The organism is Lachnoclostridium sp. An76, from assembly GCF_002161355.1.
Lineage (GTDB): Bacteria > Bacillota > Clostridia > Lachnospirales > Lachnospiraceae > Mediterraneibacter > Mediterraneibacter caccavium.
Genome location: NZ_NFHL01000001.1, coordinates 356,635 through 377,495 on the forward strand (window position 1 = coordinate 356,635; position 20,861 = coordinate 377,495).

At 52.1% G+C, this 20,861-nt stretch carries 19 protein-coding genes; 2 read left to right on the plus strand and 17 right to left on the minus strand.

What is annotated here, in order from left to right; genetic code table 11:
* Position 1 precedes the first annotated feature (1 nt).
* From rnc to mgtE, 8 genes are all read right to left on the minus strand, one after another.
* Positions 2-691, minus strand: a complete 690-nt coding sequence (gene rnc, locus B5G27_RS01700; RefSeq protein ID WP_087177252.1) for a ribonuclease III — start codon at positions 689-691, stop codon at positions 2-4.
* Between the two features lie 63 nt (positions 692-754).
* On the minus strand, positions 755-985 hold the full coding sequence (gene acpP, locus B5G27_RS01705) for an acyl carrier protein (RefSeq protein ID WP_087177253.1): 231 nt from the start codon (positions 983-985) through the stop codon (positions 755-757).
* 19 nt (positions 986-1,004) lie between these two features.
* Positions 1,005-2,036 (minus strand): phosphate acyltransferase PlsX, encoded by a 1,032-nt coding sequence (gene plsX, locus B5G27_RS01710; RefSeq protein ID WP_087177254.1) that lies wholly within the window; start codon positions 2,034-2,036, stop codon positions 1,005-1,007.
* A 110-nt stretch (positions 2,037-2,146) separates the two neighbouring features.
* The gene (gene rpmF, locus B5G27_RS01715) at positions 2,147-2,326 is read right to left on the minus strand and encodes a 50S ribosomal protein L32 (RefSeq protein ID WP_087177255.1); all 180 of its coding nucleotides are present in this window, start codon (positions 2,324-2,326) and stop codon (positions 2,147-2,149) included.
* A gap of 3 nt (positions 2,327-2,329) precedes the next feature.
* Positions 2,330-2,857 (minus strand): YceD family protein, encoded by a 528-nt coding sequence (locus B5G27_RS01720; RefSeq protein WP_087177256.1) that lies wholly within the window; start codon positions 2,855-2,857, stop codon positions 2,330-2,332.
* Positions 2,858-3,050: 193 nt separating this feature from the next.
* Positions 3,051-4,247: an acetate kinase gene (locus B5G27_RS01725; RefSeq protein ID WP_087177257.1), complete on the minus strand. Its 1,197-nt coding sequence runs from the start codon at positions 4,245-4,247 to the stop codon at positions 3,051-3,053.
* Positions 4,248-4,296: 49 nt separating this feature from the next.
* Positions 4,297-5,295, minus strand: coding sequence for a phosphate acetyltransferase (gene pta / locus B5G27_RS01730; RefSeq protein ID WP_087177258.1), 999 nt, complete (start codon positions 5,293-5,295; stop codon positions 4,297-4,299).
* Between the two features lie 149 nt (positions 5,296-5,444).
* On the minus strand, positions 5,445-6,797 hold the full coding sequence (gene mgtE, locus B5G27_RS01735; RefSeq protein ID WP_206608965.1) for a magnesium transporter: 1,353 nt from the start codon (positions 6,795-6,797) through the stop codon (positions 5,445-5,447).
* A 130-nt stretch (positions 6,798-6,927) separates the two neighbouring features.
* On the opposite strand from mgtE, the gene B5G27_RS01740 reads away from it, so the two are divergent.
* Positions 6,928-8,217, plus strand: a complete 1,290-nt coding sequence (locus B5G27_RS01740; RefSeq protein ID WP_087177259.1) for a nucleotidyltransferase — start codon at positions 6,928-6,930, stop codon at positions 8,215-8,217.
* 124 nt (positions 8,218-8,341) lie between these two features.
* Here the strand turns inward: B5G27_RS01740 and B5G27_RS01745 are convergent, their stop codons facing one another.
* The 9 genes from B5G27_RS01745 to B5G27_RS01785 all read right to left on the minus strand — a co-directional run bounded on the left by B5G27_RS01745 (position 8,342) and on the right by B5G27_RS01785 (position 20,481).
* Positions 8,342-9,037 carry a DNA alkylation repair protein gene (locus B5G27_RS01745; protein WP_087177260.1) on the minus strand — a complete coding sequence of 232 codons (696 nt, stop codon included), beginning with the start codon at positions 9,035-9,037 and terminating at the stop codon, positions 8,342-8,344.
* 120 nt (positions 9,038-9,157) lie between these two features.
* A complete protein-coding gene (gltA, locus tag B5G27_RS01750) occupies positions 9,158-10,552 on the minus strand; it encodes an NADPH-dependent glutamate synthase (RefSeq protein ID WP_087177261.1) in 1,395 nt (464 codons plus the stop codon).
* Positions 10,552-11,439 carry a sulfide/dihydroorotate dehydrogenase-like FAD/NAD-binding protein gene (locus tag B5G27_RS01755; RefSeq protein ID WP_087177262.1) on the minus strand — a complete coding sequence of 296 codons (888 nt, stop codon included), beginning with the start codon at positions 11,437-11,439 and terminating at the stop codon, positions 10,552-10,554. The genes gltA and B5G27_RS01755 overlap by 1 nt, the downstream gene beginning before the upstream one ends.
* Before the next feature lie 195 nt (positions 11,440-11,634).
* Complete coding sequence (locus B5G27_RS01760; RefSeq protein ID WP_087177263.1) at positions 11,635-12,816, minus strand: iron-containing alcohol dehydrogenase; 1,182 nt, start codon at positions 12,814-12,816, stop codon at positions 11,635-11,637.
* Between the two features lie 306 nt (positions 12,817-13,122).
* On the minus strand, positions 13,123-14,511 hold the full coding sequence (locus B5G27_RS01765) for a chitobiase/beta-hexosaminidase C-terminal domain-containing protein (protein ID WP_087177264.1): 1,389 nt from the start codon (positions 14,509-14,511) through the stop codon (positions 13,123-13,125).
* A complete protein-coding gene (gene folD, locus B5G27_RS01770) occupies positions 14,508-15,362 on the minus strand; it encodes a bifunctional methylenetetrahydrofolate dehydrogenase/methenyltetrahydrofolate cyclohydrolase FolD (protein ID WP_087177265.1) in 855 nt (284 codons plus the stop codon). The genes B5G27_RS01765 and folD overlap by 4 nt, the downstream gene beginning before the upstream one ends.
* 20 nt (positions 15,363-15,382) lie before the next feature.
* Positions 15,383-17,053, minus strand: a complete 1,671-nt coding sequence (locus B5G27_RS01775; RefSeq protein ID WP_087177266.1) for a formate--tetrahydrofolate ligase — start codon at positions 17,051-17,053, stop codon at positions 15,383-15,385.
* A 58-nt stretch (positions 17,054-17,111) separates the two neighbouring features.
* Positions 17,112-19,718, minus strand: coding sequence for an FtsK/SpoIIIE family DNA translocase (locus B5G27_RS01780; RefSeq protein ID WP_087177267.1), 2,607 nt, complete (start codon positions 19,716-19,718; stop codon positions 17,112-17,114).
* A 55-nt stretch (positions 19,719-19,773) separates the two neighbouring features.
* Positions 19,774-20,481: a ClpP family protease gene (locus B5G27_RS01785; RefSeq protein ID WP_087177268.1), complete on the minus strand. Its 708-nt coding sequence runs from the start codon at positions 20,479-20,481 to the stop codon at positions 19,774-19,776.
* A 99-nt stretch (positions 20,482-20,580) separates the two neighbouring features.
* Here B5G27_RS01785 and B5G27_RS16540 point away from each other — a divergent pair, with 99 nt between their 5' ends.
* Positions 20,581-20,712, plus strand: coding sequence for a hypothetical protein (locus B5G27_RS16540; protein ID WP_275533012.1), 132 nt, complete (start codon positions 20,581-20,583; stop codon positions 20,710-20,712).
* The last annotated feature ends 149 nt before the right edge of the window (positions 20,713-20,861 follow it).

The window sequence follows — 20,861 nt, forward strand, 5'->3', positions numbered from 1 at the left end:
CCTATCTTTGTCTCCGGAGGCGCAGGATCGCCTCATACGCAGCCTGCTGCTCTGACGCTTTCTTACTCCTGCCCGCACCTTTTCCTGACACCTTGTCCCCGATCAGGACTTCCGTGTGGAAGGACTTATTGTGGTCAGGCCCCTCTGTCCCGACAAGCCGGTAGGTGATCTCTCCCATCTTTTCCGCCTGCACCATCTCCTGGAGGATAGTTTTACTATCATAAAAGAGCTTTTTATCTTCCAGGTCTGTCAGCACAAATCTGTGGATAAACTCTTTTGCACTAGTAAAACCACCATCCAGATACACCGCTCCGATCAGCGCCTCCATAGCGTCTGACGTAACGGAATCCCTCATCCTTCCGCCTGTCGCCTCCTCACCTTTTCCCAGGAGAAGATAACTTCCCAGGTCAATGTCTCTTGCACAGAGCGCCAGGGACGGCTCGCATACCATGCTTGCCCTCGTCTTTGTCAGTTCTCCCTCCGGCATCTTCGGCGATCCTTTAAAAAGGAACTCGCTCGATACCAGTTCCAGCACCGCGTCGCCCAGAAATTCCAGCCGCTCATTGCACTGGTATTTCGGCAGATGGCGTTCATTCGTGTAGGAACTGTGCATCATAGCCCGCTCAAGAAGCGAGAAATCCCGGAATTTATAACCGATCTTCTGTTCCAGTTCTCTTAATCTTTTATTCATCTGTTCATTCCTCTATGAAAACGAAAAAGCCCACAGGGGCTTTTTCATTCAATGATCCTTTGGTTATTCCACTGCTTTTTTGATCTGGTCTACCGCATCCTGCACTGTTACGATCTTCTCTGCCTCTTCATTGTCGATCTCGATATCAAACTCTTCCTCGATCCCCATGATGATCTGGAAAATGTCCAGTGAATCCGCGCCCAGATCGTCTACAAATGTAGTCTCCGGCCTGATCTCATCTTTCTGTACATTGAGGACATCCGCGATGATCTCCTGAAGTTTTTCAAATTCCATAACTAACTCCTCCTTAACTTCATTCACTTGCTTTTTCTTCGTCCTGCGTCTCCTGGATAGCTGCTTTTATCTTTTCATTTATTTTCTGCTCTTTAAATGTGACGCACTGGATAATCGAATTACACACCTCTTTGGAAGTGGAACTTCCGTGTGTCTTCACGACCAGCCCTTTGAGCCCGAGCATCGGCGCGCCGCCGTATTCGCTGGCGTCAAAGTCTTTCATTGTCGCTTTCAGGGCGGGCTTTACGAGAAGCGCCCCGATCTTGCTGCGCAGGCTTGACATCATACCTGATTTGATCTTCTTTATCAGGGTTCCGCCCACGCCTTCGTAGAGTTTAAGGATCACATTTCCCACAAAAGCTTCGCATACGATCACATCTACATTGCCGTAGGGGATCTCCCTCGCTTCCACGCTTCCGACGAAATTAATATCCTTACAAGCTTTCAGGAGCGGGAATGTCTCTTTGACAAGTGCGTTTCCTTTTTCTTCCTCCGCACCGATATTTACGATGCCCACCGTGGGATTCTTTTTCCCCATGACGCTCTCCATATAGATGGATCCCATCTTGGCAAACTGGACAAGGTGGGAAGGCCTGGCGTCTACATTAGCCCCGCAGTCGATCAGCAGGGACACGCCTTTCAGTGTGGGAAACAGCGGAGCAAGCGGCGGTCTCTCCACGCCTTTGATCCTGCCCACGAGCACCTGGCCTCCAACAAGAACCGCGCCCGTACTTCCGGCTGAAACGAAAGCGTCTGCCTCTCCGTCCTTCACAAGCTTCATCGCGACTACGATAGAGGAATCCTTCTTCCCGCGGATCGCCTTCACCGGCGGCTCCGCTGTCTCGATCACCTCTGTCGCGTTTATGATCCGGATCTGTCCGGCAGGGTAAGTATACTTTGCCAGCTCTTCCTTTATCACGTTTTCCCGGCCTGTCAGCAGCACCTGGATATCCTTCCTCTGCTGAACCGCCTCTACAGCACCCTTCACGATCTCGGCCGGCGCGTTATCGCCGCCCATCGCATCGAGCGCTACTCTCGTAATATCAGACATTTTCCTTCCTCCTAACGCTACTGAAAATATTCTACTGGAAAACATTATAAAAATCAACAAAAAAAAGACGCAAAACGCAAAGTTTTTACGTCCTTTTTCCTTATTAAAAATCAGTCAACGGAAATGATCTCACGCTTGTTGTATGAGCCGCAGGCCTTGCATACACGGTGAGGCATCATGAGCTCGCCGCACTTGCTGCATTTCACAAGGTTCGGAGCGCTCATCTTCCAGTTAGCTCTTCTCTTATCTCTTCTTGCTTTTGAAGATTTATTCTTTGGACAGATTGACATAGGTTACACCTCCTTAAAATTCTTAAATAAGTCACGGACAACTGACATCCTAGGATCAAGTCCCGGTTCTTCACAGTCGCAGGACCCCGTATTCAGGTTCTGGCCGCATACCTTGCACAGACCTTTACAGTCTTCCCTGCAAAGTACTTTTTCAGGCCATCCCGACAAAATCTCATTATAGAGCAATTTGTCCACGTCAAGATGATATCCGTCTATAAAGTTTGATTCATCCAGCTCCTCTGTCAGTTCTGCGTCGGAGAGACCTACGTCCACATGCTTTGTACTGTCCAGTACAAACTCATGCCTGACATCTTCCAGGCACCTGTCACACGGGATCACTGCCACAAGTCTGGCCGCCGCATGGATCAGCAGCTCCTTCCCTTTGACATGCTCTACCCTGACACGGACCGGCCCGCTGCTCACGACAGGATATTCCCCGGACTTCATCCGGATCGTCTCCATTGTGAACGGCACAGTCTCTTCAACTGTCTTATGCTGGTCTGACAAAACGTCTGATAGGTTAATTAACATAGTTATTACTCCTATTCATACCTTGTCTATTATATCATGGAAATCCTGTTTGTCAACTATGATTTCCAAAATATCTGGCAGCCGGTTTCCCGCCCATTGCGAGTGTCCGGCAGCACACATAAAGACGGACAGGTTCCGCCCCATTTCTGGGGCATCCCTGTCCTGTCCCAAACCCTGATCCAAGCAGCGCCTCTTATTTCAAAAGCGCCAGTGTCTCTCTTGCGATCGCGAGCTCCTCATTTGTCGGGATCACAAACACTCTTACCTTTGAGCCTGGTTTTGTGAGCTCAGCCTGTGTTCCTCTCAGCCCGTCATTTTTCTCTTTGTCAAAATCAACTCCGAGATAGCCGAGATAGCTGCACACCTGCTCCCTTACGTAATCATCATTCTCACCGATTCCTGCTGTGAACACGATATCGTCCACGCCATTCATTGCAGCCACATAGGAACCGATGTATTTTGCAACTTTATATGAGAATACATCCATTGCGATCTTTGCTTTTTTATCGCCTGCGTTCATTGCGTCTGTCAGGTCGCGGAAATCGCTTGACAGGCCGCCTGAAAGACCGAACACACCGGACTTTTTGTTGAGGACATTCATCACTCCCGCAATGTCAAGTCCCTCTTTCTGGGCGATGAACTCCATGATCGCCGGATCGATATCTCCGGAGCGGGTTCCCATCACAAGTCCCTCCAGCGGAGTCAGTCCCATGGAAGTATCAACGGATTTTCCGTTCATGACAGCTGTCACGCTGGATCCGTTCCCGAGATGGCACACGATCGTCTTGAGATCTTCGTACGGTCTCTCCATAACCTCAGCCGCTTTTTTCGATACATAGCTGTGGCTTGTGCCGTGGAAGCCGTAGCGTCTTATTTTATATTTGTCATAGTACTCATACGGAAGGCCGTACATGTAAGCCTTCTCCGGCATCGTCTGGTGGAAAGCTGTGTCAAATACTGCGGCCATCGGTGTGCCCGGCATGAGTTTCTCACATGCCTCCACGCCGATGAGGTTTGCCGGATTGTGGAGCGGCGCCAGCTCATTGCACTCTGTCACAGCCTTCTTCACTTCATCTGTGATGATGACTGAGGAAGCGAATTTCTCTCCTCCGTGTACCACGCGGTGTCCGACTGCGCCGATCTCGTGCAGATCTTTCACAACGCCTGTCTCCGGATTTGTCAGCGCCTCGATGACATACTGGATCGCCTCTGTATGTGTGGGCATCGGCTTGTCCGATTTTTCTTTTTCTCCGCCTTCCGGCTGGTACGTCAGTCTGCCGTCGATCCCGATCCTCTCACAGAGGCCCTTTGCCAGCACTTCCTCAGACTCTGCATTGATGAGCTGGAATTTCAGTGAAGAGCTTCCACAGTTGATTACTAATACGTTCATTTTCTTTCCTCCCAAACGTTTTATTATTTTTCAGGATTTCCACCCTGCATTATTCCATTGCCTGAGCCTGCACAGATGTGATCGCTACTACGCCCACGATATCCTCTGCGCTGCATCCGCGTGACAGGTCGTTGACCGGCGCCGCGATCCCCTGGGTCAGCGGTCCGTAAGCCTCTGCCTTTCCGAGTCTCTGGACCAGCTTATATCCGATATTTCCCGCATCCAGATCCGGGAAGATCAGTACGTTCGCATGTCCTGCGACTTCGCTGCCCGGCGCCTTGGAAGCGCCCACTTCGGGAACGATCGCCGCGTCAAGCTGGAGCTCTCCATCCAGTTTCAGATCCGGAGCGAATTCATGCGCAAGGCGTGTCGCCTCAACCACCTTGTCTACATCCGGGTGTTTTGCGCTTCCCTTTGTAGAGTGGGAAAGCATTGCCACGATCGGCTCTTTTCCTGTCAGAGTCTTAAAGGACTCTGCGGAAGAAAGTGCGATATATGCCAGTTTTTCCGGATCCGGATTCTGCTCCAGTCCTGCATCTCCGAAGATAAATGTCCCGTTTGCGCCCATATCACAGTCCGGAACGACCATGAGGAAGAATGCGGAAACAAGCTTTGTGCCCGGTTTTGTCTTCAGGATCTGAAGGCACGGGCGGAGTGTATCTGCTGTGGAGTGGCATGCCCCGGATACCATCCCGTCTGCATCGCCCATCTTTACCATCATAACGCCGTAGTACAGGTAGTTATTGAGAAGGAGCTCTCTCGCCTTCTCCTCTGTCATCCCCTTTTTCTGTCTCAGCTCGACCAGTTTCGCGATATAGCTCTCTGTCTTATCGCTTGTAGCCGGATCCACGATCGCTGCCCCGGAAATGTCATATGTACCTTTATTCTTCTCGATCTCCTCTTTGCTTCCGACAAGGATCAGGTCCGCGATCCCCTCTTTTAAGACTGTCTCCGCAGCCTTATAAGTTCTTTCGTCCTCTGTCTCGGGAAGAACGATCGTCTTCTTATCCGCTTTCGCCCTTGCCTTGATTTCATCAATAAATCCCATGATTAAAAAGCCACCTTTCATTTTTTATCACATGCGGTTTTATTATAACGCAAAGGTTTTTTGTATACAAGGGATTTTATGTGCATTTTTAAGTACAATCAATTATTTTCTCAGTCTGAGTTTATATGATTGTCACAAAAATAACAATCTCATATTTGAAACACTGCTGTAACGATATTAAAGTACACGAGGATCGTGCAGGTATCGAGGATCGTCGTGATCAGAGGCGCTGCCATGATCGCCGGGTCAAGCCCGATCTTCTTCGCCACGAGCGGAAGGATGCAGCCGATACACTTCGCCATCGCCACGACCGCGATCATCGTCACGCCGAGCGCCACGGCGAGCATCAGATTTCTGTCATACATGATGCAGATCCTGATCCCGTTGACAACAGCAAGGAGAGTGCCCACGATAAGCGCCACTCTGATCTCTTTGAATATCACCTTAAAAATATCCGAAAATTCAATCTCTCCCACAGCCAGCCCGCGGATGACAAGGGTTGAGCTCTGTGACCCGCAGTTACCGCCCGTCCCCATGAGCATGGGGATGAACGTGATCAGGACAGGCATCGCTGCCATCGCATTCTCATAATACCCAAGGATCTCCCCTGTCACCGTCGCGGAAAGCATAAGGAGCATGAGCCATGGCGTACGGTTTTTCGCCTGCTGGAACACAGAAGTCTCAAAATAGGAATCTTCGTTCGGGCTGACGCCGGCCATGATGCTGATATCTTCTGTCGTCTCATCCTGGAGGACGAGCATCGCATCGTCTACAGTAACGATCCCGACCAGGCAGTCCTCATGGTCAATGATGGGGATCGCCACAAGACCGTATTTATTGATCATATTTGCCACGTGCTCCTGGTCGTCCAGAGTCCTGGCGTAGAGCACATTTTCATCCATGATATCTCCGATCAGGCGGGATTCGCCGGCTGTGAGCAGGTCCTTGACATCCACCATCCCGATCAGCTTTTTCTTCTCTGTGACGTAACATGTATAGATCGTCTCTTTGTTGATGCCGACCTGACGGATCTTTAAGATCGCATCCGCTACTGTCATCTCCCTGCGCAGGCTGATGTATTCGATATTCATGATACTGCCCGCACTGTCCTCCGGATACTGGAGGAGGCTGTTGATCTTCTGCCGCGTGTCCTCATCTGTCGCCGCGAGCAGACGGTCCACCACATTTGCAGGCATCTCTTCCAGGACGTCAACCGTATCGTCAACGTACATCTCTTCCATGACTTCTTCCAGCTCGGAATCCGTCAGTGCATTGATCAGGTCCTCGCGCATCTCGCTGTTCATGTCCGTGAACACTTCCGCCGCTTCCTCCTTTGCAAGCAGGCGGAATACAAGAGTGCGCTGTTTCTTGTCAAGTTCTTCCAGGCATTCCACGATATCCACAGGATGCAATGTCTCCAGCTCTTCTTTTAATTTTTTAAAATCATGTATTTCCAGCAGTTCAATGATCTGCTCCACATCCAGACGATTTTCCTGATCCATGCCGCACTCTCCTGTCTTTCTCTTCTGTCCGGCATGACGCCGGGCCTTTTTTCTCTGTCTGAGATTTCCCTGTAAGAATCCATCTTTTTATAGTATAATATGGTAGAAATTGATATACAAGGAGATTCTTATGAAAATTGTCGGCCTGATCACAGAATATAATCCCTTTCACAATGGACATCTTCACCACATACGCGAAGCGAAGCGGATCACGGGAGCGGATGCCGCCATCGTCATTATGAGCGGCGATTACGTACAGCGCGGCGTCCCCGCGTTCATGCCCAAGAGACTGCGCACTGAGATGGCGCTGAAATGCGGGGCTTCCGCAGTTTTCGAGCTCCCCGTCTGCTATGCCACAGGCAGCGCGGAATACTTTGCCATGGGGGCAGTCTCCCTGCTTGACAGCCTGGGGATCGTGGACGCCGTCTGCTTTGGCAGCGAGTGCAATGACCTGGACGCCCTGTCACATGTGGCAGACATCCTCACCCGGGAACCTGACGACTACCGCAGCCTTCTGAAAAAGAGCCTGAAAAAGGGGGCGTCCTTCCCCACCGCCAGGCATGAAGCCATGCTGGAGTACACGCGGGTACCTGCATATGCGGCCCTGTTGGATGATCCGAACAACATCCTCGGGATCGAATATCTCAAATCCCTGAAAAGACTGGACAGCCGCATGGTCCCCTTTACGATCCAGAGAGAGGGGGCACACTACCACGACCAGGCTCTCTCGCCCGGACACCTCAGCTCTGCCTCCGCTATCCGCTCACTACTCGCATACTCCGGGTCTTCCCTGCGCACAGACCCGGCCGGAGGCACTTTTGAAAACACCTCCTTCGAGAATATCCTGAGCGAGCTGGAAGACCAGGTGCCGTCCTGCTGTCTGGAACTTCTCGAAGATTTCCACAGAGTACAGTACCCGGTCTATCAAAACGACCTGTCCCTCATCTTAAAATACAAGCTTCTCAACAAGACACCCGGCAGCCTGGTCCGTTACCAGGATGTATCCGAAGAGCTGGCGAACCGCATCTGCGCCCAGCTTGACAATTACATGAATTACAAGCAATTTGCCGAACTCCTGAAGACCAGGGAGATCACGCAGACACGCATTAACCGCGCTCTCCTGCACATCATGCTCGGATTAAAGAAGAGCGAAGTGGCTGAATACATGAACAATGGCTTCCACTTCTATGCCCGCCTGCTCGGTTACCGTAAAGACAGCGCAAAACTCATCAGCCGGGTCGCAAAAGAAAGCCCGCTCCCGCTGCTGGCGAAACTGTCCGAGAGTGGAGAGCTGCCGGCCATCGGGCAGAAAATGCTCCGCAACGATATCCTGGCATCCAATCTGTATATGTCCGTGGTGACCGATAAATACAAGACAGCGTTTTTGAACGAATATAGGCAGGGGATCCTAAAAGTGTGAAATCTGTATTTGCGGGGGAGCCAGGTGATTGGCGAAACGTCCGAAAACCTTCGATATATTCAAAGACGTTTTCGCGGCGGACAGGGATATGGCTCTGGTCCCGGTTCCCCCGCAAATACAGTTCTTATCGTTTTAGTTTTGCCAGTTCTTCTTTTTCTTCCCTGCTCACCCTGTACGACTCCCGTATTTTCTGGATCGCTTTATTGTGTGTGAAGTCGTCCATATGATTATTTTCTAATAGCCGCCTTGTCTGTTCCGGGAATTTTACGTAGCAGACCTGGATCGTCCACGCCACTCCCATTTTCGCGTAATACCCGTCATGATGGAGTCCGTCGCATATCCCGAGGATCTCATCGATATGTCCTTCATCCACAAAATGGGACATCATGGCAACGATCATAAAACGGAGCCGGAATTCTTCTCTGCTGTCTCTATATGTTTTCAGATAGTCAAACCAGTAGTCCGGATCCTTTCTCATAAACTTATAACTTGTCACGCAGCTGTCGCAGACCGCCCAGTTTCCGATCCTGGGCACGAATCCATCCAGGTATTTTCTGCGCTCTGCAAGATCCATTTTCCCATATCCGATCACAAGCCCCAGGAGCATGATCTCCTCATGGATGGAATCTGCACCGATCTTTTCCTCAGCCTCTTCGAGATAGGTCCGGTAATCTGCTTTGGTGATTTCCTTTGCAAGTTTTCTCAGGGCAGGGATCCTGATCCCCATGACATGTTCCACTCCCGGGAGAAGTTTTTGATTAAACTCTTTATAATCTTCCTCTGATAATGCGTATAACTTTTCTCTGATCTCCTCTACCATTCCACTCTCCTGCGAAAAAGGCTTCCGGCCTGATCTCCAGGACGGAAGCCTTCTGTCATCTCGATTACTGTCAGCCGGATTCTGTCCCGGCCGGCCTCTGCTTATTATTTCTTTATTTTATTATTTCTCTTTATTCTTCAGATATTCGTCAATGCCCTTTGCTCCGGCTTTTCCTGCGCCCATGGCAAGGATGACCGTAGCCGCTCCGGTAACCGCGTCGCCGCCTGCGAACACGCCTTCTTTTGAAGTCTGTCCGTTCTCCTCATCCGCGACGATACATTTCCTGCGGTTTGTCTCCAGCCCCTTTGTGGTGGAAGAAATCAGCGGGTTCGGCGATGTTCCAAGAGACATGATGACTGTATCCACTTCGATATCATACTCAGACCCCGGGATCTCTACCGGACGTCTTCTTCCGGATGCATCCGGCTCGCCAAGCTCCATCTTAATGACAGTCATGCTTGTGATATTTCCGTTTTCATCCACGTTGATCTTTTTCGGATTTGTCAGAAGGTCAAAGATCACGCCTTCCTCTTTTGCGTGATGTACCTCTTCTACTCTGGCCGGGAGCTCTGCCTCGCTTCTTCTGTACACGATATGTACGTCCGCGCCGAGACGCAACGCCGTCCTGGCAGCATCCATAGCGACATTTCCTCCGCCCACGACTGCGACTTTCTTTCCTGCAGCGATCGGGGTATCGTAAGAATCGTCAAATGCCTTCATCAGATTGCTTCTCGTCAGGTATTCATTTGCGGAAAATACTTCATTCGCATTCTCCCCCGGGATGCCCATAAACATCGGAAGGCCTGCTCCCGAACCGATAAACACAGCTTCAAATCCTTCATCTTCCATGAGCTGGTCAATGGTCGTGGATTTTCCGATCACAACGTTTGTCTCAAATTTAACGCCAAGCTCTTTTACTTTCTCGATCTCTTTTGCGACAACCTTCTGTTTCGGGAGACGGAACTCCGGGATCCCGTATACAAGCACCCCGCCGAGCTCATGGAGCGCCTCAAATACAGTCACATCGTATCCCATCTTCGCCAGGTCGCCCGCACAGGTAAGACCGGACGGGCCGGAACCGATCACAGCCACTTTATGTCCGTTCTTTGTCTCCGCGCCGACAGGCTTGATGTCATTCTCAAGTGCATAGTCAGCCACAAATCTCTCCAGTTTTCCGATGGACACCGGCTCGCCCTTAATGCCGCGGATACATTTTCCTTCGCACTGGGACTCCTGCGGGCAGACACGTCCGCAGATTGCCGGGAGCGCGCTGGATCTTCCGATCACTTTGTACGCTTCCTCGATATTTCCTTCCTTTACTTCATGGATGAACGCCGGGATGTCGATCGAAACCGGACAGCCCTGGATACATTTTGCATTCTTGCAGTTGAGGCATCTCGCTGCCTCTTCCATCGCCTCTTCCAGATCATACCCGAGGCAGACCTCATCAAAATTTGTCGCGCGTACTTTGGGATCCTGCTCTCTGACAGGAACTTTCTTTAACATATCAGCCATTATTCGTCACCTCCGCAATGTCCGCATCCGCCGTGGTGCGTATCCCCTTCCTGGAGCTTGAGCATCGCACGGCCTTCCGCTGTCTTGTACATCTGGCTTCTCTTCATCGCCTGGTCAAAATCCACGAGATGGCCGTCGAATTCCGGGCCGTCCACACAGGCGAATTTGATCTCATCGCCTACCTGGAGACGGCATGCACCGCACATCCCTGTCCCGTCCACCATGATCGGGTTCATACTGACGATCGTGGGGATCTCCAGTTTCTTCGTAAGCAGACAGACGAACTTCATCATGATCATCGGTCCAATGGCAACGCAGACATCGTATTGATTCCCATTATTCACAAGTTCTTCAACCATAGTGGTGACCATACCGGCATGTCCGTATGTACCGTCGTCTGTACACGGATAGTAATTGCCGGCGACAGCCTTCATCTCATCCTCAAGGATCAGCATATCCTTTGTCTTCGCGCCCACGATCACATCCGCGTCAATGCCGCGCTCATGCAGCCATTTTACCTGCGGATACACCGGAGCCGCGCCCACGCCGCCTGCAACGAACAGCATCTTTTTCTTCTTCAGCGCCTCTATATCCTCATGGACAAACTCGGAAGCACATCCGAGCGGTCCTGTAAAGTCACGGAAATAATCCCCTTCTTTGAGCGCTCCCATCTTTGTTGTGGAAGCTCCCACTTCCTGCACCACAATGGTGATCGTCCCTGCCTCTCTGTCATAGTCACAGATGGTCAGGGGGATACGCTCGCCCTTCTCATCTATTTTTACGATAACAAACTGCCCGGGCTCACAGTGCTGTGCCACACGCGGCGCATGCACATCCATCAGAAAGATCTTGTCCGCCAGTTTTTCTGCTTTCATTATCTGATACATGGTCTTCCTCCTCGTCAAAAATCACTCTTTCACTATAATACGCTAAATTGTGCGGGATGGCAAGCAAAATAAATAAGACCGACACGGCAGGCCGCCCAGCTTGCAGCCTCACCATCCCGGCCTTATATATTTTTCAGATATTACCGATGTAGATATCCGAACATTTTATCTCCATCTGACTTTGCTGTTGGCTTTTTAGAAGTCAACCTCTGTTCCGTAATATGTACATGTGAACAGCTTCTCCATTGTAGCCGGATCGATCGCACGCGGGTTGGACCCTGTACATGCGTCTCCTACTGCCAGCTCAGCGATCTTGGAGATCTTTTCTTTGAATTCGTCCTCATTGATACCAAAGTCTTTCAGTGTCTTCGGGATATTGAGTTTTACATTGAACTCATTGATCTTCTCGACAAGGCTGTTGATGAGAGCCTTCTCAGATGTTCCCGGAAGCCCCATCCTGCGGGCGATCTCAGCGTAGCGCTTTGCTGCCACCGGATCTTTCGCGTTATACTGGATAACGTACGGAAGATAGATCGCATTTGCGCATCCGTGCGGGATATGTCCTGTGGAGAATGCTGCCCCTGTCTTGTGCGCCATGGAGTGTACGATACCAAGCAGCGCGTTGGAGAATGCCATTCCCGCAAGGCACTGTGCGTAGTGCATCTGCTCTCTTGCCTCCATATTGCAGTTGTAGGAAGCCGGCAGGTAATCCAGGACCATCTCGATCGCCTGGAGCGCCAGCGGGTCTGTGAACGGCCCGTTCAGTGTGGATACATACGCCTCGATCGCGTGTGTCAGAGCATCCATGCCTGTGTAAGCCACCTGTTTTACCGGGAGCCCTGATACAAGGTCCGGGTCAACGATCGCGACATCGGGTGTGATATTGAAGTCAGCAAGCGGATATTTCACGCCTGTCTGATAGTTTGTGATCACTGAGAATGCAGTAACCTCTGTCGCTGTACCTGATGTAGACGGGATTGCTGCAAATTTTGCCTTTGTCCTGAGCTCCGGGAAGTTAAACGGTGTGCACAGCTCCTCGAAAGTTGTTTCCGGGTACTCATAGAACGCCCACATCGCTTTCGCCGCATCGATCGGGGAACCGCCTCCCATAGCTACGATCCAGTCCGGCTCAAACGCGCGCATCGCTTCCGCGCCTTTCATAACAGTCTCAACTGACGGGTCCGGCTCAACGCCTTCGAATAACTGAACTTCCATGCCTGCTTCTTTCAGATAGTTCACAGCGCGGTCAAGGAATCCCTGACGCTTCATGGAGCCACCGCCAACGACGAGGATCGCCTTTTTTCCTTTAAGGTTTTTCAACTCTTCAAGGCATCCTTTTCCATGGTAAATGTCTCTTGGTAAACAAAATCTGCTCATTTCCAGCATCTCCTTTATGTATTGTTATTTTTTTAACGCAGTCATTATAACTCTTTTTTACATGAAAAACAACCCTGTTATTGTTAAATTTAGCTAAATTTTCGCATCAGTTCAGCCATCGGGCTGCGCGGGAGAGAAAATCATGCTCGCATGATTTTTCGAGCGGGCAGTCCGATGAGCTGAGCGCCCGTTTATGAGGAAAACAGCGGCGCAGCCGCAGTAAGCACGCAGTGCGGTTTTCCGAATGGCGCGGGCTGAACTGTTACAAATCTTTACCAATAACAGGGCTGTATCCTATTTTTCACGTCACTCTGAGAGAGTAATGTAATTCCTCGTAGTGGCTTCTGTCGTTTTTCCGTTATTATCGTTCACCAGGACCGCCATAAAGATCGTCTGGGCATTCTCCGGCATCATGACCGGACCGGTATACCGGGTCGATGAAGCAGTCGGAGTTGTACCGTCCATCGTATAGTAAGCCGTATAACCGTCCGGGACCGTGATCGTGATCTGCTGGGGCTGGCTGTACTGCCCCGTAGACGGTGTTACAGCAGGGGCATCTACGATCGGGAACTGGATCACATATGTGCCGGAAGACACCACGCTGGGGATCCCCCTGGCATTCACAGCGACTGCGCGGATCTCGAACTCACCCTCATCCTGCAGCAGGATCGGCTCCGTATATTTTGTGCCGCTCTCTGCCGACGGATCTGAGCCGTCCAGTGTGTAATAAATATCTCCTCCCGTCTCTGAGGTGAGCGTGATCTCCTGTACTTCTTCAAAGGTTCCCTCTTCCGGGCTGAATTCCGGCGCGGAAGAAATATAGTCTGCCACTGCATCGAGCACTGTCTCGTCTTCACAATCCTGGAGCAGCTCAGAAATCTTTGCAGCCTGTTCCGTATCCATATAGAAATCGATCGCAGCCTGATATAGTTTCACGTTCGACGGCTGGGTCTGGATCGCGTCCTGGAACACCTCTTCCGCACTGTCCAGGTCATCCTGGTCGATATAGATCTCCGCCTGTCCGACATAAGCTTCCGGGCGGGATTTATCCTTTATGATCGCCCGCTCAAAATACCGTTCCGCCGCAGTATAGTCCCGGCTCTGGATCGCATTGTAACCCTTCCGGATCATTCCGGTATACGAATTCTGATACACAATGACCACACCGGCAACGATCAGGGCAAGGATCACAAACAGAGTGATCAGAAGATTCCTCCGCTTTCTCTTCGCCGCCTCGAGCCGCTTCTGCTGCCGCTGCCGCTTTAACTCCGCTGTGTTCTGGCGGGAACGGCGCAGATCATCTGTATTCTGGCGGGAACGGCGCATCTCGCCTGTCCCCTGTCTCGGTTGCTGGGCGTTTCCGTCAGTCTGCCGCTGCCTGCGCAGCTCGTCTGTGTTCCTGCGCCCCGGGTCTGTCTGCCGTCCCCCGTATCTCCGGTCCTTCCGGATCCGGTCCATCTCGTCCTGGCTGAGCACGCGGGTCGCGTTTACATTCTGGTCTCTGCCGCCTCTTCTGTACCGTCTGATGTCATCCGTCTGTATCTGCCTGGTCGCGCCTTCTACAGACCCCTTTACTTCCCTTGCAAGGACATCATCCAGGGGATTATAGTCCGGCACGATCTGGACCTCCGCACCGCACCGGGGACATACCATCTGATCATCGGGGATAGCTGCTCCGCAATGTCTGCATATCATGGTCTTTCCTCCTGAGTACGGATCGTCTCCACACAGTTATTCATCAGCATGGCGATCGTCATGGGGCCGACTCCTCCCGGCACAGGAGTGATCGCGGATGTAACGGATTCCACATCTGCGAAATCCACATCTCCGCAGAGATGGTTCTGCGCATCCCTGTGCATGCCCACATCAATGACGACCGCGCCTTCTTTTACATAGTCTTTCGTGATAAACCGCTCTTTCCCGATCGCCACGATCAGGATATCCGCACGGCGTGTAACCTCTTTCAGATCTCTGGTGCGGGAGTGCGCCACAGTCACGGTCCCGTTTTCACGGAGCAGGAGCGCTGCCATCGGTTTCCCTACGATATTGCTTCTCCCGATGACCACGCATTCTTTCCCTTCTATGGAGATCCCGGATCTTTTCAAAAGCTGGATGATCCCGGCCGGTGTGCAGGACAGGAACCCTTTCTCGCCGATCCAGAGCCTTCCCACGCTTACCGGGTGGAACCCATCCACATCTTTGTCCGGCGAAATGGTCCGGATGATCCGGTCCTCATCGATCTGTGCCGGAAGAGGGAGCTGGACGAGGATCCCGTTTACACTGTCATCCTCATTTAACTCCTCTACCAGGCGGACGAGTTCCTCTTCTGTCGTCTCCTCCGGAAGCTCATACGACCTGGATCCAATGCCGATGTAGGCACACGCCTTTTTCTTATTATTTACATAGACAGAAGAGGCGGGGTCGTTCCCCACCTGGATGACTGCAAGGCAGGCATGCCTGCCCTTTGCCGCCAGCTCCGTCACTTCTGCTTTTAATTCATCCTTGATCTGCTGTGAAATCTTTTTTCCATCGATTATCTGTGGCATCTGTATCTCCCCTTTATCGTTTAAAACAGCCCTGTGATCTTTCCGTCATCTGTCACATCGATCCCGTTCGCCGCAGGTACTTTCGGAAGTCCCGGCATTGTCATGATCGCGCCTGTAAGAGCGACCACAAACCCGGCCCCGGCATTTACATACACTTCACGGATATGGATGTCAAACCCTTCCGGCCTTCCCAGTTTCTTCGCATCGTCTGACAGAGAATACTGGTTCTTTGCCATACAGACCGGGACATTGCCAAACCCGAGGGATTCGATCTTTGCGATCTGTTTTTCCGCCGCCGGTTCATAGACAACGCCTTTTGCTCCGTAGATCTCTTTTGCCACAGTCTCGATCTTCTCTTTGATCGGCAGATCGTCTGCGTAAAGTGTATGGAACTCTGACGCCTTCCTCTCAAGCGTCTCAAGCACCTTCTCAGCAAGGGCGATACCGCCCTCTCCGCCTTTTTCCCACACTTCCGAAAGTGCAAACTCACACCCGCGCTCTTCGCAGAACCTGCGGATAAATTCATTTTCCGCCTCTGTATCCGTGACAAAGGAATTCAGAGTTACGATCACAGGGACTCCGTACTTCTGTATATTCTCAATATGTTTCTCAAGATTTGCGATCCCTTTTGCAAGGGCGTCCAGATTTTCTTCCGCAAGATCAGCCTTTGCAACGCCTCCATTATACTTCAAAGCGCGCACAGTTGCAACCAGTACCACGGCATTCGGTTTCAGCCCTGCCATGCGGCACTTGATGTCAAAGAATTTTTCTGCGCCCAGGTCCGCCCCGAATCCGGCTTCCGTGATGGCGATATCACTCAGTTTGAGAGCCATCTTCGTCGCCCGCACGCTGTTGCATCCGTGGGCGATATTGGCGAAGGGGCCGCCGTGCACGAGCGCCGGTGTGTGCTCCAGCGTCTGGATAAGATTCGGTTTCACAGCGTCCTTTAAGAGCGCTGCCATAGCGCCTGTCGCTTTCAGGTCATCCGCTGTCACCGGCTCTCCGTCGAAGTTGTACGCGACAATGATCTTCCCCAGTCTCTTCTTCAGGTCAGCCAGGTCATCTGCCAGGCAGAGGATCGCCATGATCTCGGATGCGACAGTGATCACGAAATGATCCTCTCTTACCATGCCATCCATTTTATTTCCCAGGCCCACGACAATATTCCTGAGGACGCGGTCATTCATATCCAGGCAGCGTTTCCAGACAACCTGCCTCGGATCGATGCCGAGACTGTTGCCCTGCTGGATATGGTTGTCAAGCATTGCCGCGAGAAGATTGTTTGCAGAGGTGATCGCATGGAAATCTCCTGTAAAATGGAGATTGAGGTCCTCCATGGGGACTACCTGCGCGTAGCCGCCGCCGGCAGCGCCGCCCTTGATCCCGAAGCACGGTCCGAGAGAAGGCTCTCTCAGGGCAAGCATTGCATTTTTCCCGAGCTTTGCCATCGCCTGGCCCAGCCCGATCGAGGTCGTTGTCTTTCCCTCCCCGGCAGGCGTCGGGTTGATCGCAGTCACAAGGACAAGCTTCCCGTCCTCCCTGTCTTTGATCCGGTCCCAGAGTTCATCGGAAAGCTTTGCCTTATATTTCCCGTAAAACTCCAGTTCATCTTCCATGATACCCGCACGCGCCGCCACGTCCCGGATATGTTCCATTTTTGCTTCCTGAGCGATCTGAATGTCTGTCTTCATTTTTTTCCTCCTCTGCGCCTTTCTTCTGTGCATCAATTTATCCTATGACGCTGTGTATTTACTGGTTCTGAAGATACTCTTCAAATTCTTCCTTTGTCATCAGTACTTTTCTGGGCTTTGTGCCCTCCTCCGGGCCTACCACTCCCGCTTCTGCAAGCTGGTCCATGATACGCGCCGCGCGGTTGAACCCGATCTTGAACATCCTCTGGAGCATGCCGATGGACGCCTTTTCCTTGTCAATGATCAGTTTCCCCGCATCAACAAAATATGTATCTCTGTCATCGCCGGCTTCGGACGGCGCTGCCGCCCCATCAGCCGGAATATTGGAATTCATATGCTCTTCCAGCTCATCATTATAAGATGCATTCCCGTTCTTATTGATAAGGTAATCTACCACATCCTGGACTTCCTTATCAGAGACAAAAGACCCCTGGACACGCACCGGCTTCGGATAACCGGACGGGTAAAAGAGCATGTCACCTTTCCCGAGCAGTTTCTCTGCGCCGTTCATATCAATGATCGTCCTGGAATCCACTCCTGATGATACGGAAAAGGCGATCCTGGACGGCATATTCGCCTTGATCAGTCCAGTGATCACATTGACCGATGGTCTCTGTGTGGCGAGGATCAGATGCAGCCCTGCTGCCCTGGCAAGCTGTGCCAGCCGGCAGATCGCGCCCTCTACTTCTCCCGGGGCAACCATCATCAGGTCCGCAAGCTCATCGATGATGATCACGATCTGAGGAAGCTTTTTCTTTATCTCCTCCCCGGTCTCACCTTTTTCAACTCTGGCATTAAACCCTTTCAGGTCTCTCACATTATATTCCGCGAACAGCTTGTACCGCTTCTCCATCTCTGCCACAGCCCAGTTCAGCGCGCCGGCTGCTTTTTTCGGATCTGTGACTACCGGGATCATCAGGTGCGGGATCCCATTGTAGACACTCAGCTCCACAACCTTCGGGTCCACCAGGATCAGCTTCACTTCATCCGGGTCCGATTTGTAGATAATGCTCATGATCAGCGTGTTGATGCACACAGATTTTCCCGATCCCGTCGCCCCCGCGACAAGGAGATGGGGCATCTTTGCTATATCCGCCACGACCACTTTGCCGGCGATATCCTTGCCGACCGCAAAGGTGATCGGGGATCTGCTGTTCCTGAATTCTGCTGATTCCAGGAGATCTCTCAGCATGACCGCCGTGTTCTCGCTGTTGGGCACCTCGATGCCAACGGCAGCCTTTCCCGGGATGGGCGCCTCGATCCTCAGGTCCGCCACTGCCAGGTTCAGTTTGATATCATCTGCCAGACCCACGATCTTGCTCACTTTCACGCCCTGGTCCGGCTGGAGCTCATATCTCGTGACAGAAGGTCCGCAGCTTGCGTTTGTCACATGCACGCCCACCCCAAAGTTCTGGAGCGTCTGCTCCAGTTTCAGAGCTGTCGCCCGCAGATGCGCGTCCGAGTCTCCTCCCGTCTTCTTTCCTCTTTTCAGCAGAGAGAGAGGCGGCGTATGGTACACTGGCAGTTGCTTTTCCTGCCCCATCTCCGCCGCGGCCGCGACTTTCTCTGTCTCCGCCGCCACTTCAGCCGTATCTTCTGCCCTGCTGCGGCTGCGTCTTCTCCTGGTGCCGGCTTCCGCGTCTGCCGCTTCCGCGCCCGGCCCTTCTCCGGCCTCCGCCGGTCCGCTGTCCGCATGCGCGGCCGCTGTCTCTCCCAGGCTTTCCTGACCGCTGTTTCCCCGGTCAGACGGAGACGCAAAGGGATCCGGCATATCCTGCCCCGGACTGTCCGCGCGGTTGATCACAAAACTGTCCATAAAGGATCCGCCCTGGCCGGTCTGTGCGCTGTCCTCCATATCGTCCGGCGTGATCTCATAAATCTCCGGCGAACGTCTCTTTCCCCTTCTTACTTTCTTTGTCTCCTGCGGCTCCGGCTGTTCCGGCGCAAGCGTCGTCGCAAAAGAGACACCGGATACTTTCCGGTCTTTTCTCTTCCCGCCTGCCGTCCCCTGCTCAGCTTTCTCCGCGGCTCTTTCCCGCGCTTCTTCCCGCTGGCGCGCCCGGATCACCGCTGTCTCCTGGTGCTTTTTCCTTGCCTCTTCATATGCCTTTTTGCTCTGGCGTCCGAGAGGCGCCAGAAGGGTCTTCTCCGTGATCAGGATCACACAGATCACGGAAAGTACGAACAGGACCACATATGTCCCGATCTCTCCGATGAGAGGACAGAGCAGACTGATGATACATCCCCCTGCCAGCCCTCCGGCATTGTGGTACCTGCTGGACTCTCTGTAATAGGAAAGCAGAGAAGCTCCCGGTGTATAGGAGTGAAAGATCAGCTCCAGTATAGCGGAAAGCAGCAGGATCAGTACAGCTCCCGCCGCAATCTTTACATAAGCATGTGTATTCCCTCTGTTGGATATCAGAAACGCAGTAAGTCCAAACAGGGCAAAGGGCAGCAAATATGCCATAAATCCAAAAAGCCCGAACAAAACTGATGAGACCGCCTCCCCTGCAGTCCCCCCAAGCCCGAAATTGCTCAGCACCAGAAGGATACATACTGCCAGCATGGCGAGTAAGATGATCTCTCCCCGGATCTCTGTATTCTGCTGGTCTTTCTTTGGCCTGCTCTTTGTGCTTTTCCTGCGTTTTGTCTGTCTGGCAGCCATACAATTCCCCCTTGATAATTAAACATACTCTATTTAGTATAGCATCATTTGAAAATCATGTCATTATTTTTTTCTCCTCGATCAGCTCGTGCAGCTTGGCAAACGCCTGGCTGATCCCGCCCACTTCGTCGATCAGCCCCTCTCTCACCGCTTCCTCCCCTTCCAGCATTGTGCCCACATCTTTTACAAGCTGGGTAGAATCCAACATCAGCTCCAGCAGCCTCTCCTGGGATATCCGGGAATGGGATGAGATAAACCGGGCGATACGGTCCTGTGTCTTCTCCATATTGCGGTAACTCTGGATTACCCCGATGAACATTCCTGTAGACCGCACGGGATGCACGATCATCGTCCCCGTCGGCACGATAAAGGAATAATCCGCTGACACTGCCAGAGGCCCGCCGATCGAATGGCTGCCGCCCAGCACAAGAGAAACCGTGGGTTTGCTCAGAGATGCGATCATCTCCGCGATCGCCAGCCCTGCTTCCACATCCCCGCCCAGCGTGTTCAAAAGAATGAGCACGCCCTCTGTCCGGTCATCCTCCTCCGCCTCAGCAAGCCTGGGCAGGAGATGCTCATACTTCGTGGCCTTCGTATTTCCCGATACCGCCTCATGCCCCTCGATCTCGCCGATGATCGTCAGGAGCTGTATCCCGTGCCTGGAGTGCCCGTTTCCCAGATCCAGCGTGCCCATCTCCCTGATCTCCGTATTCTCCTCGTTCCTCTCCTTCTGTGAATCCTCCTGGGATGCTCTGTCTTCCATCTGTATATACCTCCTCAATGATCCGTCAGGACTAGTATCCGAAAAAAGAGAGTTTTTTATACAGTAAATCAGGATTTGTGGGGGAGCCCTTCCGATCGGATGTACGCAGAAAACCGCCCCTTTGATGCGCCTTTCGCGTCGGGCAGGGATATGGCGACGGTGACTTGGAGTAATCTGTTGGAAAGACTTAAAAGAATGGGATGCGGCGTTAATTTCAAAGCGGATGCCTGAGCCGCAGGCGAATCTTCCGCTTTGAAATTGTCCTTAGCCGTATCCCATTCTTTTTACGTCTTTCCCAGATTACGGAACCGGAACCTGAGCCATATCCCTGACCGACGCGAAAACGTCCTGCATCAAACCGACGGTTTTCGGACATTTCT

What these genes read in the sequence shown, in the direction of transcription:
- B5G27_RS01780 (WP_087177267.1), bottom strand. Translation starts at nt 19,718, where the DNA reads ATGGCTGCCAGACAGACAAAACGCAGGAAAAGCACAAAGAGCAGGCCA.
- folD (WP_087177265.1), bottom strand. Translation starts at nt 15,362, where the DNA reads ATGCCACAGATAATCGATGGAAAAAAGATTTCACAGCAGATCAAGGAT.
- rnc (WP_087177252.1), bottom strand. Translation starts at nt 691, where the DNA reads ATGAATAAAAGATTAAGAGAACTGGAACAGAAGATCGGTTATAAATTC.
- mgtE (WP_206608965.1), bottom strand. Translation starts at nt 6,797, where the DNA reads ATGGATCAGGAAAATCGTCTGGATGTGGAGCAGATCATTGAACTGCTG.
- B5G27_RS01785 (WP_087177268.1), bottom strand. Translation starts at nt 20,481, where the DNA reads ATGGAAGACAGAGCATCCCAGGAGGATTCACAGAAGGAGAGGAACGAG.
- B5G27_RS01740 (WP_087177259.1), top strand. Translation starts at nt 6,928, where the DNA reads ATGAAAATTGTCGGCCTGATCACAGAATATAATCCCTTTCACAATGGA.
- pta (WP_087177258.1), bottom strand. Translation starts at nt 5,295, where the DNA reads ATGGGATTTATTGATGAAATCAAGGCAAGGGCGAAAGCGGATAAGAAG.
- B5G27_RS01775 (WP_087177266.1), bottom strand. Translation starts at nt 17,053, where the DNA reads ATGAAGACAGACATTCAGATCGCTCAGGAAGCAAAAATGGAACATATC.
- acpP (WP_087177253.1), bottom strand. Translation starts at nt 985, where the DNA reads ATGGAATTTGAAAAACTTCAGGAGATCATCGCGGATGTCCTCAATGTA.
- B5G27_RS01755 (WP_087177262.1), bottom strand. Translation starts at nt 11,439, where the DNA reads ATGTATCAGATAATGAAAGCAGAAAAACTGGCGGACAAGATCTTTCTG.
- B5G27_RS01720 (WP_087177256.1), bottom strand. Translation starts at nt 2,857, where the DNA reads ATGTTAATTAACCTATCAGACGTTTTGTCAGACCAGCATAAGACAGTT.
- B5G27_RS01725 (WP_087177257.1), bottom strand. Translation starts at nt 4,247, where the DNA reads ATGAACGTATTAGTAATCAACTGTGGAAGCTCTTCACTGAAATTCCAG.
- gltA (WP_087177261.1), bottom strand. Translation starts at nt 10,552, where the DNA reads ATGGCTGATATGTTAAAGAAAGTTCCTGTCAGAGAGCAGGATCCCAAA.
- rpmF (WP_087177255.1), bottom strand. Translation starts at nt 2,326, where the DNA reads ATGTCAATCTGTCCAAAGAATAAATCTTCAAAAGCAAGAAGAGATAAG.
- B5G27_RS01765 (WP_087177264.1), bottom strand. Translation starts at nt 14,511, where the DNA reads ATGATATGCAGACATTGCGGAGCAGCTATCCCCGATGATCAGATGGTA.
- B5G27_RS01745 (WP_087177260.1), bottom strand. Translation starts at nt 9,037, where the DNA reads ATGGTAGAGGAGATCAGAGAAAAGTTATACGCATTATCAGAGGAAGAT.
- B5G27_RS01760 (WP_087177263.1), bottom strand. Translation starts at nt 12,816, where the DNA reads ATGAGCAGATTTTGTTTACCAAGAGACATTTACCATGGAAAAGGATGC.
- B5G27_RS16540 (WP_275533012.1), top strand. Translation starts at nt 20,581, where the DNA reads ATGTACGCAGAAAACCGCCCCTTTGATGCGCCTTTCGCGTCGGGCAGG.
- plsX (WP_087177254.1), bottom strand. Translation starts at nt 2,036, where the DNA reads ATGTCTGATATTACGAGAGTAGCGCTCGATGCGATGGGCGGCGATAAC.